We start from the raw sequence: 13,716 nt of genomic DNA on the forward strand, positions 1-13,716 counted from the left end.
AGATCTATTTAAGTTGTATATTAGGATTAATCTTTCTCAACTGTTTGATAAAATCAGCCCGGTTGGTCGGAGATATGAGCATCCAAGGTTTCCCATTGCTCCATATGATCAGCCGATCCAACGAAAGGGCGTAGCTAGACACCGGCATCACGGTAGATTCCAACGCCTCTATATCAGCGATAGCGATCTTCTTCTCCGGGAAAATACTACAATGCGCTATCAACATATCATCTTCCGTTATCCGGTAATACGTATTAAAGAAAACATGAAGCACCCCCAACGCAGCGACCATCATACCCACTATAACCGATATATTGGTACGCAAAAACGCAGCCACACAACCAATTACCACCATGATAATCACCAGATGATACCACCATCCCACTTTTGATTTATATTCTCTTTCCATTTTTCGAAATTTGCCGCAAGTTAACGAAAAACGTCAAACAAAAAGAAAATTGCCCAATCTTTCCCATAAAAGAAAATACGCTGTCACTTCTCAGCAACAGCGTATCCACTTAAACCGGTTAATACAAATCATAAGATTGTAGTCGCCTTTTTATTTTAATTCTTCCAATACCGTATAGGATTGTAATACGTTATTCTTATCATATTGTTCCGTACGCACTAAGCCTACATTCGGGCTGTACCACTCATAGCCATACCCAGTGATTGTCTCCTTTGATTTAGGGGAACGTGTAGCGATATTATATTTTACCTTAGCGCAATCGAACGTACCGGCAGGAGTTGTTATGCTTTCCGTTTTAATAAACTCACGATCCTTAATGGCCATATCCTTACGATTCTTCCGGTTCTTCTTATCGTAGATCTTTACGGAAGCCTCGTCGAAATACACGTTATTCTTATCGAAATTAGCCGCATACGGATTTGGGTAATTTATAAAGTTCTCCGTGATATCCACATTCGTATTCATTTCCGATACCACTCCCGGATAAGAGAGCGTCTCTTTCGAGTCGAGGAAAAATTCTCCATTCTGGCAGTATGCCTTGATATCTCCTTTGTTCACGATCGTACCGGAGGGATTAGTATATACGTAGTCCGCTTCCACCTCTTGGCCGGAAGGCAATGTTTCCACCTCATCCACTTGATAACTCATAACAGATTGTAAGTTTCCCTTCGCGTCATATCCTTTACGGACCCATACCGTTCCCTCTGTTTGCGGAAAGAAGAACGTACAATCTTGCGCCATCGCTCCTCCCGCGATCAATGAGATTAAAGCCGTGTATAATATTTTCACCTTCATAATTTTGACGTTTAATTAATTCACTACTAAATACATGCCGGATATCCAATGCTTTGTTAAAACAGAGTGAACCCCTAAATGTTCAGAAGGTAAAAATTAAAAATAGCCAAAATATCTTTCTTGACAATACATTTAACCATAACTATGAAGTAATCTATTACATATTTACATGAAATATACCAGTTTATAAAGGATATGTTGTAATTTTGTAATTAATATAGACATTAAACAAGCATAATGGAACTGGAAGAAAATAAGATATCAATCTCTACAATCAAACAATACCTACAATTAATAATACATGATTTGGGTAAATTTACTCATCTAGAGTTTCTGACCTTGAAAGGATGGTTACTATATTCACTTTCTTTAGTGACTATCCTTTGTATACCTTGTATGGCTATTCTAATTATTACAGGTCTCATATCCGGAAATATTCCATTGGACCTACTGATCGCAATCTCATTGATTCCCTTCATATTTATTTTACCTCTGACATTGACATTGACTTTTATCAACAATTATAAGAGACCAAAGACATTAAGAAAATACATACTTCAAGGATTGGGACTCTATCTTTGGGATAGTCCACCCAAAAAGGTCAGCCAAACAGCATTCGAATGCATAAAAGAGGGAAAACTTTTCAGAATTGAGGTTTGCCTTTTAAAGAATGAAGGAAAAGAAGATTGGTTCACTTGTATGATTATTCCTTATTATATACCTAAATCAATAAAAGACAAAGAACAGCATATCGAAAATGTGAATCGCTATCTGAGCGAGAAATGTATTTTTGAGATAAAGCAAGACATGGCTTTTTTCACCATACCAGTCAAAGTCTTTCCGAAGTTAGACCTAAATAAAAGTATTGAAGAACTTTTGTACGCTATGAGACGTTTTGATTTGCGTACATCCACATTCTATAATCCCACCGCAATATTAAATAAAGTACCAAACACCCTCGAGATACTTGCCATGACAGTATTTGATATGGAAATTGATGAAAAATGGATAACCTGGTCTAAAAATATGATAAAAGCAGACTTTGTCAACAAGAACATGCAAGACTTCGCTTCTCAGATACCTTGTATAGATAATCAAAAGGATCTAAGGAAAAGAATGGATATTCTTATATGTGAGTTCAATTTAGATATTAACAAAGAATACATACTTTTGAACTATCTTCGATTTCTCTTATTTGAAAATTATCACAAAAGAAGAACTGTCTTAGAAGTAATCCAATGCTTAAGTCAACTATATATACATTCCAAAATATCTTTACTGCGTGACTTCGATTTATTGTATAGGGCTAAAAAAGAAATTGATGAAACAGGAAAGCAAGTTTCTTGGACAAGGGATACCCTAGAACCTAAAAACATTGATAGTTATATAATAAACTATTTGGATACATTGTCAAAAACAGGGATTCTATCCATGTAAGCATTTGTATACGACTTACCAATCCAACCCGCCTTTGGATATCCCCTAATTATAAAGGAAATTCATATATCTTTTTACCATCCAAACTATAGATGAAAAACTTTTCACCTACCCTAAACATCTTGGATGAGGTATGTAAATAAGCTTTCTTTTCACCCTTTGAATTAACCCACAATGTTTTGTCTCCCAAGAATATCAAATTATCCCCATTTGGTAAATCCCTGAATGGACGTAACCTAGACAAAGGATAAGTTTGTAAAACATTCAGTTGTTGGTCTAGCTCAACCATTTCATTCTTATCTGTAACCAAACAATAAATCGAATCCGGGCGTTTATATCGCTGATAAGATGTACTATCCTCAAAATCCTGCAAGAAATAAGAAGAATTGGTAAGATATAATAACTTCCCGTTTACTTCGGTATTCCATGATACCTCACTCAATAAGGAATCCCCAGATAACGAGTATTTCCGGATATGATCGGAAAACAACACCATCAGAGCATCCTCTTCCCAATTTATATCAAACTCCTCCACCATCTCTTTCTTATCCGAGAGCTGGCGAAACCAAACCTTCTCCCCCTTTCGTTTATCGAAGCAGGCGATAAACGGCCAGCCAACCTTCAGTCTTAAGTATTCGTGAGCATAAGCCTCAGAAGTATCAAAAATAGTATTTCGATACCCTGTTCCCATATTAATCATATAAAGGCTATCTCCTCTCGCAAACAAATGAGAGCGAGATCCCATTCCATCAGGTATCGGATACCCCCATTTAGGTTGCAACTGCCGATCCAGACAAAACAAATTCTCCCGGCTTGCCACGTAAAAAACCGTGTCGTCCGATAAAACATTCGATACCAGTTCCATCACCTTCTTCGGCCCGGTAGGCACTGCTGCAAAACCGGTTAAGACACCCGTCACCACACCGAGCGCACCAAGAGCGACGGCCTCTTTATAATCACTTGCCCCAGTCGGCATGGCATAACTCGGCCCTTCCCCATTTCCCATGTGAACCAGATGAATCCCATCCGAGACAATCAATCGAGTAGAGTCATCCAGTAAACCACTCTCATTCCATCCATATACATGGCTCATTTTCCGGCTCCACATCTTTTCTCCCGTCGCAAGGCTATGGCCTTCCAACTCGTTAGACACCCCGTTCATATAACTGCCTTTATAAGCCAAAAACATCCGGTTCTTAGCGTCCACACAATAAGGAATCATTTTCTTTTTCTTCCAAACCTCATTACCTGTTTTCAAATCCAGCAACGATGTAGCCTTCCCCATTGTCACGAACAAAACTCCCTCTGAAGTCAACTTTGGATCTTGATTAAAATAATTGACAGGACGTTGCCATAGCATCCTCTGATCAGCCAAGGAGTAAACGGATATTCCCCCCTTATTTTTCAAGGAAGTCTCATTTTTCGACAAATTCCGATACCGGATAAAAAGCAAATTATCCGTCGAATCCACATCCACTCCAAGAATCCAGCCGGGTAAAGCCAAACTTTTAGCAATGATAACAGAGCCATCCTCATTGATACCCAATGTGTCCGACAAAAATGTTTGAGATTGTACATCTAATGAAATACAACAAACAAACAGCAAGAAAATTTTGATGACCCTCATATCTCCACAATAATTATTTGATACAATTTCACTTTTGATATTTTTCTAACGAAATACAAGTCACATTATTATAATTAGGTTGATCCATCATGACGAAACGTAAACAACTTTCCTGATCGTATTCTATCAATAGTGGGTTGTAAATCATGAGTTACCCGCACTTTGAACCGGCATCATCATCACCCTACTCGCCGAACCTGCGGCGGCTCCACCGATAAGCCTTCTATGATGATAGATATATCAACAGATTGTATAGTGTAACTACACTTATTAAAGTTCAGAAATAAGCTCGGCATCAGTACATATACAAAACTCAAACAAAAAAATAGGCTGTCTCATTTTCTATCACGAAACAGCCTATTTTTTAATATAGACTCAAAAACACCAAAATTTAATGTTACATTATTTTCTGGTATTACCTCGTTACGGCATAAATTCAAAAGCCATTCTACTATCTATTCTTTCATATTATTTATATTCACTGTTTCTTTTCATAACTATCCATTCCCTTGACATTTACGCATATACCTTCCATTTCTCAACCTATCAATTATAGAAACATAAGACATTACATCACCTTGTTCTAAATCCTTATACTTTTCCGTAAGTTTACCTACAAACAAAGGAGGTTCATTAATGTGCCATACATACCAATTCTCCGAAGGACTGACAAACTCAAGTTCTTTGTTTGGAAGAACTCGGACATCACTAGCTGTTCCAAATAGAACATCCTTATGACCTTCACCTATCTCTTTTGAGTTGCCAACTTTGTACCAAGCCCCATAAACTATCCCTGCACGTAAAACCGTATGGGCATAGAACTCTACCTCATCCATCACAATCTCCTCTATAATCGGCCTATAATCCATGGGATAATGGGTCTTGAAAACTCGTATTACAGAGCTATTCAAAGCTTCTATATCATTAATGATATATTGAAAAAATCTTTTATAACCATTATCTATTTCTACACAAAAAATATCTCCCATTTTTGTCACTATTCGTTTTGCCATATTATCACAAGTTTCTTTTTTGCAGTAAAGATAATATTTTTATAAATTAATACTTACCTATTCCATGCTTATCCCAAAACTTAGGTTTTATCTCATTTCTTAAATTATATAAAGAACCTCCATTCTTCTGCATTCCATATCGATTTATCAATTTCTGCTCCATTATTCTAGCATCTAACTTATTTAAGTTCCCAGTTCCTTGTATCGGTCTATAATCAAGTGTAGCCCTATTCGTCCCTGAATTCAAATGCTCTGAGAATCTAACTTCTGGCTTTCTGCTAGTAATCCCTATATAACGTACATCTCCATTTGCATCAACTCCTTGATAAACAGTATAAGTATTATGATCATTAGCCACAGATATTTTATCTCCTGTAGCAGTTAGATTTGGTCGCTCTACATTTACTGAAGGAGTAGATGCCTCCATCAACCTCATCTCCGGTGCCGGTCTTGTCGCCGTGTTCTTGAACGAGAAGATCGTCCGTCCGAATTTAACGTCCTTACCTGTCCAGAAGTTATTACCTTTCAAGGCGGCAACCATACCGTTTCCGATTCCACCTGTCAAGGCACCACCCAAAATACCCAAGCCATAATCCTTCAAGCTCATAAACTGGTCCCCGAAATACAACGAGTTACCCGCACTTTGGACAGGCATCATCACCGCCGTACTCGCCGAACCTGCGGCGGCTCCAGCCAAAAAGCCTCCGATTCCCCCGGCGGCACCTCCAGCAGCGGCAAAGGCCAACCCACCAGTCGCAGCCCCCAAACCTCCGGCGGCGGCTCCAATACCAAATGCGGCAAATCCATCCTTGAAACTATGAAGTTGACCCGATACAGCCTTATAGATCAAATTTGCTGTTCCTCCGATAACCGCACCTATTATAATATGGATAAACTCTCCATCCTCGTCCACATACCTCAACGGGTTGTTCATGGCATAGCTGTAACGATTGAAGTTCTGGGACAAGTCCGGCATCTGGACAAACGGATCAGGAGCGAGGAAACGACCCAGAGCCGGGTCATACAGGCGGGCGTTCATATTTACCAGACCAAACTCCTTAAGATGTTCATGGCCACTGTAGCCACGACCAAGGAACAACTCTACCTCCTGCCCCGAAGGGATGTAAACGTGACTGGATGAGTTACGTTGGCGACCCCATGCGTCAAAATTATAACTCGCGTATTTCGTCCCTGCCTCGGTGATGATATCCGTGATACTTCCCAGATAATCACGACCTATATAATAAAGTTTCCAGCTATTCGTATGATCCTTCACCAATACCGCCGAAGCGTCGTAGTAATTCTCTCCCGCCAAATACAGCTTCTCCTTATTACCCGAGGGAGTCTCATCGATCTCATAGCAATCCCCCAAATAATAGCGGGTCAACAAACGGCTACCCCCTTTAGCCACCTGCATCTTCACACGCTGCTGATTGCCGTTATAGGTAAACGAGGCCACGTTACCATCTTGCGTAATAGCGTTCGGACGCTTGAAAGAGGTATAGCTAATAACCTGTGTGGCGGAAGACATAATACCATTTGCCACGCTAGAGGAAGATATGGCGTAAGGCTTGCCACTTGTATTATATGCGAATGTACCACTGACATCCCCTTTGGTTAAGATATTTCCTTTCGCGTCATAAGTTGCCATAAGCCCTTTGTAGGAAGTCAGACGATTAAGATTATCATAAGAGAATTTCTCTTCTTGGGATACATTAATGTCTTTCCGGTAAGTCAAGTTCCGTTTAACAGGATCGAAAACATACTCCATATTCTGGAGGAATGTGGTCACCCCTGTTTTCTGTATCTTCCTGGAAGTAGGGAATCCATAACTGTCATATCCATAGGTACGAGATAAGGCACCGGAGCGTACCTCGGTAGGTAACCCCATGTCATTCTCTTTCGTGAGCTTAAATATGGATGTTTGGTTATTCAGCTTGGTCTCAACTAAATGACCATTCGCATAATTATAATTCTCGGTTGTCAAAACTCCGGATTGAGACGTATACTTAATAGAGCTTACATTTCCTCCGTTATAGGTATAATCCTTTCGTAAATATTTATTGTCTACCGCCGTCTCTGTCTGGCTCGACAGACGACCCAACGCATCATATACATAATCAATGGAAGTTCCGACAGAAGAAGAGACCTTCGTCAACTCATCGTAGCCATTATAAGTATATGTAGTCGTAAACTCTGGTAAAGTCGCCGTTTTAAGGCGATTATACGTATCATATGTGTAATTGATAACCTTATTATTTGCGTTCGTCTCTTTCAATAGGTTGCCGGATGCGTCATAAGCATAAGTTGTCGTACCAGAGCTAGGATCGCCCAAGCTAGTCCGACGGCCGAAACCATCATAACCAAATGAAGTAGTCACGTTACCCGGTGCGACGATAGAAGAAGGTTGTCCATCCGGACGCAGATTATAGGTAATCGTTCCTGCTGGGTCTACCACAGATATAAGATTGCCCAACGCATCATACGTCCGCTTGACAGAGATTCCATCCTCCACCGTTGTTATACTATTGCCGCTATAACCATGAGTCGTTTTTCTTCCGGAAGGTTCCGATATAGCGGTTAAGCGATCATACGTATCATAACTATAGATATTCCAAGCCGTAGCCGAACTACCGGCAAACGGACGAGAGACTTTTTGCACCCTTCCATAACTATCATAAATTTTATCCGTTTTTAGAAAACTGCCATTAAAACGAGTCTCGGCCGTTCTTACCTCTCTATTCAACGCATCATATACACTTTTAGTAGTAGGTTTACCCGTCACAGAACGGGTTATGGCATACAAAGCGTTTGTCCCTTCCTCCGACCATCCGTAAGATACAGTAGCGGTAGTATTATCAGGGAACGTGACACTTGTCTCCCGACCAAATGGATCATACGTATGCGCCGTAGACTTTCCCCGGTGGTCCTTCTCAGAAGACATACGCCCCTCCGTATTATAAGAAAACTCATTTGCAAGTCCTAATGGGTTTGTCACCTTTTTCAATCGACCGTTCGTATCATAAGCATATTCGGTCTTCAGCCCTTTATCCGAACCATACAAGAATAGCGTCTCTTTTGTGATATTACCCGGAGTATCATAAACATACTCGTAAGTTTTCGCTTTATTTCCATTCTTATAGAACACCTTGCTATTCGCATAGCCGTTCGTATGCGAAGGAATATTCATTCGCTCGGTATAAGTACTGCTATTACGAGTAGTAGTCACGCTCTGATCGGTCAAGAAACCAATAAGATATCCACTCTCTGCCGTATTGTTATAAAATGTGTTCGCCTTTTTTACCGTAATACCCCCAGTGTAAGTGATAGTCTCTTGCGTCGCATTTCCATAAGTATCATATACAAAAGCGGTAGTAGCAGTAATACCCTTAAGCAAGTCCTGCTCTGTCTTATTGCTTAAACGTATCTTGACCGTTTTATTGGCTTGAACATTAACGGCAAAATTATAGGTCGATTTCGCCTCAGGTGAAACCTCACTCTTCAATATGCCATATTTATAAGGATCAAAATATTGCTCCGTAAGCTGCCCTTTCAAATTCGTACGGAATATACTCTCAAATCCCCTAAACCCCAATCCTTGGCGGTGAATAACACCACCTCGGTACGTGAAAGTGAAATTATCAACCCGGTTACCTTTCATATAAGTACTGGAAAAGGCTATGACAGGAATAGACTCTTGAATGTCCACATACGGGAAAACAGCGTTCGCACCCTTAGCATAAGTACCGGAAGATATGGCCTCCTCATTCATCAACAGGTATGTGTTCTTTTCGACCACTCCCAAACTATTCGCCATACCCGTGGCCAAAACGCCTTTATTGTCATTCCTCTTGAATGAATATTTTGTAACCACTCCATTCTTCAAGCTGACCAATTGACTAAAATAATTATGACTGTTTATATTAGTCGGGATCAAGATTGATTTCGATGTATAATTTTGGGCACATTCAACCGAACCCACGTTATTTTTCTTAGCGAGGTAAGTGAAGAAACCGGAGCTATGATACCGGATCAAGTCTGTCATACCATCCCCGTTTACATCTTGTAGCAAAAAGCCATCCGTAGAAATCCCCGAGTTTTGAGTACCGGCAAACGTGGATTTATAAAATTGTCCATCTCCCATCGAGTTATAAGCGGCCCACGTATAGACTGGATCCTTTTTTTTCGGAGATACCAGCAAATCCATAAGCCCATCTCCGTTGATCTCCCCCAGCAACAGCGAGCGATCTTTTAGATCCACCTTTTTTAATCCGGTATAAGTAGAGACTTTTCGGCCCGTCCAAGTACTACCGGAAACATCAAAAGTATATATATTTACCCCGGAGTCATTAATAAGAGCGATGTCACTTTTCCCGTCTCCATCATAATCTAATACCAGAAGTCTATCTGTTTTCTGAAATGCGTCCTCAGGATCAGGCTGCTCCGTGCCTACAAAATTAACGTTATAGGGAAACAAGTAACTCTGATATAAGACCTTACCACTTTCCAAATCAAATATATAGCATTTAGAGGTCTTACTGGTCTCTCCAAAAGGATGATGGCAAGAGACCGCTAGTACTTCCTGTTTTCCATCCCCATTGAAATCCCCTGTATAATAAAACTTAGGATGTATGCTCTTTGCCCCATCCGCATCGGTCAATACGGTCGGGAAATTAAAAGTCCGTGTATATTTAGATACCAATCCCACAGTCAAACTGGCCCTATATACACGGAAAGTCACTTGATCATTATCACCGGAAACGCCATTGTTTACTTTTATGATATGCTCTTCTTGCTTTCCCTCCAAATCCGCACAAAAGATATCGATAAAATTAGCTCCGGTCGTAAGATTGGGCATGGGGGAAGCGTACTCGCTATTCAATCCGGCATAAAGATAGATTTTCTCTTCTCCGGTGAATTTATTGTCATATCTATTCTGGGAATGCTGAAAAGCCGTCGAATGTCTGTAATGCTCCCAATAGGGATTCTCATTAGGCAAAGAGATCAAACCATCTGCCCCCGACGCATAATCATACCTTCCTTTCACTACCTTGATACGAGCAGGATCCGTTGATTCATACCAATTATATAGCTGTGTGACAGAACCATTATCATAAGACCCATCTGTTATGCCTTCTCCATAGTAAAGCTTTATAGGGTTCAGAGATTGCCCGGAGGCGGAATAATCTATCTGGCTTAAAACTGAGCTATTGTTCTGGTTTTTATAGCTCAAGCTATACGTACAAAGCGCAGTAGAGCCTAATTTACTGATGATTTTAGCCAGCAAGTAGCTTTCCCCTGTCTTAAGCCCCCCTATAAAAGAGACCAAGGGGTCCGGTCGTGAGGCTTGATACTGAAATTCCACAGAGGCACCATTATAAGCAACTTTTGTCAATCTGTAATGGTTTTCTTGCTCGACATAAGTATATAGGATCTGATTATTTCGCAAGTCAGACAAAGAAACTATCGGATAAAAGATCTTATTGCTTGTATTTGAGGCATATCCAAATATGCCCTTGGTTCCATTAGGATAAAATACCTCAAAATATTTCACGACATCGCCGGACAAAAAAGCTTTTACTTTTATATTGCCTTGCTCGGACTCATAATTAATAGTTGTCGCATTCTCTGAGATCTTTATAAGACGCATCCCGTCTAACACGAACGCATCCGCTTTCGTACGTAAAGCTCCTTGGGGCTTACCATCATAATAAATATTCCTACTCGTACGCATGATCGATTGCACACCGCCAATACCCCATCCAATACCAACGATGCCATTTCCTTGCTGGCTATTATAAGCCAATGATAATTGGGGTTCAAATCCATTTATACCCGGATAAACCTGTATGGGAACCGTATAGGTTTTAGCTCCAGTCGGGGAAACACCTGTTTGTATCGGTATCTCTCCTACAGCTTTCGATTTATCTATTGTAACTGTAGTCGGAACGTAAGTATTATCAGATATGGCTTTAGGAACAAAAGCCTGAGGTTGCTGTGAAAACCTTTCCGGATTTTCTGCAGTTTTCGCTATAACCGGAGGATATAAAGCCTTCAATAAAGAATCCTCATAAGCCTTGTAATCACTTTCCTTCCAATCGAAAAATTGATTATTCTCAGCAACTCCTTGGGCACATAAATAAGAAGATGGGGACATAAACATGATAAATATCCCTATCGTATATAAATATATTAATTTCATCTATAAGTATACTTAAATTATATTTTGATCAATCCTCCTCTTGGTCTACGGGAACGGCCTCCAAAGATGAAGCCATCGCACTAAATTGCCGTGTTGTTCTATTTCCTGACGCATCATAAGTATAAGTAAATATCATTTGTTGGGATTGCCTAATATTCAAAATTCCGCCAGACTTTACCTCAAAAGGCCCATTAATCGTAATTTGCGCCGGAGCGGAAAGAGATAAATTACCATTACTTGCCACGGTTACATTTTGGACAGCCAACGTATTACAGCCCAAAACTGATACACTTGATGAAACTGTCTGATTTGTATAAGTACTCACACAGCTTCTCGTGTCAACCTCTTGTGATGATAACGGGGAAAATAAGCAAGTCAATACGATACATGTAAAAAAGACGATTCTCTCTTTCATATCAAAGAATTTATGATTCTGTTATTTCTATTTTTAATTCCTTGAGATTACAGACTTACATACTTCTTCAAAGTATCCGCTTTCTTCCCATCCACAAACAACGTATAAATAAACGTTCCATAACCAAGTTCCGAACGGCTTACTTCTACCACATTACTACTTCCATTATCCAACTTAATAACTTTCACGGGTTTACCTGTGACATCAAATATCTGTAGACTAGCAGACACAAACGTCGCCGGTAAGGTATAAGAGACAGATGCACCTTCCCTATTATATAATTTTGCGCCATCCACAGCACTTATATTACTTGTGGAAGTCGTGTTCGAACGTAATTGAGATTGTACCTCCGGCGATAGTAGAGCTTGCAAATTATCAATCACCTCATTCTGTTGTTGGATCGTTTGTTGCATCTCCTTGATACTTTCTACGATAAGCGGAATAAAACCTATATAATCTATAGACATCATCCCGTTTTCATCCGTTTGTACAAGTTCGGGTAATACCTTTTGTATGTCTTGAGCCAAAAAACCAATTCGTTTACGACTAGCCTCCGCTGCCTCTCTTCGATCTATCTCTGCTTGGATTTGTTTGTCTCTATTTATCTTTGCGATAGTAGCGGCATCCATAATCTCCTCTGAATCGGAGGAACTTCCCGATATCCCATTATCCAATGTGGCAGAGAACTTAGACTCATCCTGCTCCCTATTCTCCTCAAGTGTAGAGAGGTTGTATGAATAAGAGACCCCATTCACTTGCTCTAAAAGAGCTAATGGATTTTGCAGCGACTCTACATTTTCCTTCAAGCGAGCGTCTGAAGTTATATTCACTCCATTCACACGAAGATTCGTATTGAACACGAAATTAGTATTACTAGCCGGATTGTAATACGCCACGACATTGTTAGCATAACCATTTGTAGTCATATAAATACCCAATTTCCCATGCAACCAAAGTTGATCCGTATCCGTGGTTCCATATTCTCCAGCAAACACATTCCAACCTTGATTTGCATATTGTCCAAAATCACCAAATGTTAATTTCGAACCTGCGCGTGCATCCCCTATCCGACCATATATCTGCATTGAGGTTACATTTCCTAAGTCCTCATTATTGTCTTTTAAAAGGCCTGCTTGTACTCGTCCATTTGAAAGAACCCGGAGTTGAGCATTTGCGTTTGATACTAAACTAATTAAAATTAAGAAAGAAAAAAGTCTTGTTGTTTTCATATAAGTTGTTCTAAAATATAAATAGATAAACATTCAAATAATACTTCTAAGGAACCCAGTACCATATCCAAACAATTGCGTAAAAGAGGCTATTACGGATAGCGATCCTACACGTAAATCACATTTATTGCGGAACATTGCGTCTACAAACAATAAAAGGGCATAAATAATAAGAGGCACCAGAAACAAGCGGCAAAAGAATGAACTGATAACCAATAGACAGACTGAAAACGTGAATAATGCCGGTAAGCAATGTACCAGCTTCAATGAGCCGGGATGTTTCCGGTTCAACGCGATCCGGGCCTCCCCCGAATGACGCACCTGACGAAAGAACTGCATGAGATCCGTCCGCCTTTTATGATAAACCCATGCTGAAGGAAATAGCCGGGTCCGATAACCAGCCTCCATGATCCGTATGCTAAAATCAACGTCCTCACCATATCGCATGCCGGAAAAACCGCCCAGACACTCATATACATCCCGCCTTATTCCCATATTAAAACTACGGGGATAAAATTTATCCAACTTT

At 40.1% G+C, this 13,716-nt stretch carries 9 protein-coding genes; 1 reads left to right on the forward strand and 8 read right to left on the reverse strand.

All coding sequences use genetic code 11. The annotated features are described in order from the left end of the window. Positions 1-4: 4 nt before the first annotated feature. Positions 5-409, reverse strand: coding sequence for a PH domain-containing protein (locus DWY79_RS13775; protein WP_057326764.1), 405 nt, complete (start codon positions 407-409; stop codon positions 5-7). 150 nt (positions 410-559) lie between these two features. After that, on the reverse strand, positions 560-1,264 hold the full coding sequence (locus tag DWY79_RS13780) for a hypothetical protein (RefSeq protein ID WP_005860303.1): 705 nt from the start codon (positions 1,262-1,264) through the stop codon (positions 560-562). Between the two features lie 237 nt (positions 1,265-1,501). On the opposite strand from DWY79_RS13780, the gene DWY79_RS13785 reads away from it, so the two are divergent. Then, positions 1,502-2,701 (forward strand): hypothetical protein, encoded by a 1,200-nt coding sequence (locus DWY79_RS13785; protein ID WP_008778963.1) that lies wholly within the window; start codon positions 1,502-1,504, stop codon positions 2,699-2,701. Between the two features lie 49 nt (positions 2,702-2,750). Here the strand turns inward: DWY79_RS13785 and DWY79_RS13790 are convergent, their stop codons facing one another. The 6 genes from DWY79_RS13790 to DWY79_RS13815 all read right to left on the reverse strand — a co-directional run. Next, positions 2,751-4,259: a PQQ-binding-like beta-propeller repeat protein gene (locus DWY79_RS13790; protein WP_233524016.1), complete on the reverse strand. Its 1,509-nt coding sequence runs from the start codon at positions 4,257-4,259 to the stop codon at positions 2,751-2,753. 566 nt (positions 4,260-4,825) lie between these two features. Then, positions 4,826-5,341, reverse strand: a complete 516-nt coding sequence (locus DWY79_RS13795; protein ID WP_022193033.1) for a hypothetical protein — start codon at positions 5,339-5,341, stop codon at positions 4,826-4,828. Between the two features lie 46 nt (positions 5,342-5,387). Then, positions 5,388-11,543 carry an RHS repeat-associated core domain-containing protein gene (locus DWY79_RS13800; protein WP_121962021.1) on the reverse strand — a complete coding sequence of 2,052 codons (6,156 nt, stop codon included), beginning with the start codon at positions 11,541-11,543 and terminating at the stop codon, positions 5,388-5,390. A 28-nt stretch (positions 11,544-11,571) separates the two neighbouring features. Next, a complete protein-coding gene (locus DWY79_RS13805) occupies positions 11,572-11,958 on the reverse strand; it encodes a hypothetical protein (protein WP_008778959.1) in 387 nt (128 codons plus the stop codon). A gap of 47 nt (positions 11,959-12,005) precedes the next feature. After that, positions 12,006-13,043, reverse strand: coding sequence for a tail fiber domain-containing protein (locus tag DWY79_RS13810; RefSeq protein ID WP_224201869.1), 1,038 nt, complete (start codon positions 13,041-13,043; stop codon positions 12,006-12,008). A gap of 177 nt (positions 13,044-13,220) precedes the next feature. After that, a partial coding sequence (locus tag DWY79_RS13815; RefSeq protein ID WP_305036508.1) for a glycosyltransferase family 2 protein occupies positions 13,221-13,716 on the reverse strand: 496 nt, incomplete at its 5' end.

The organism is Parabacteroides sp. AF27-14, assembly GCF_003635425.1.
Lineage (GTDB): Bacteria > Bacteroidota > Bacteroidia > Bacteroidales > Tannerellaceae > Parabacteroides > Parabacteroides distasonis.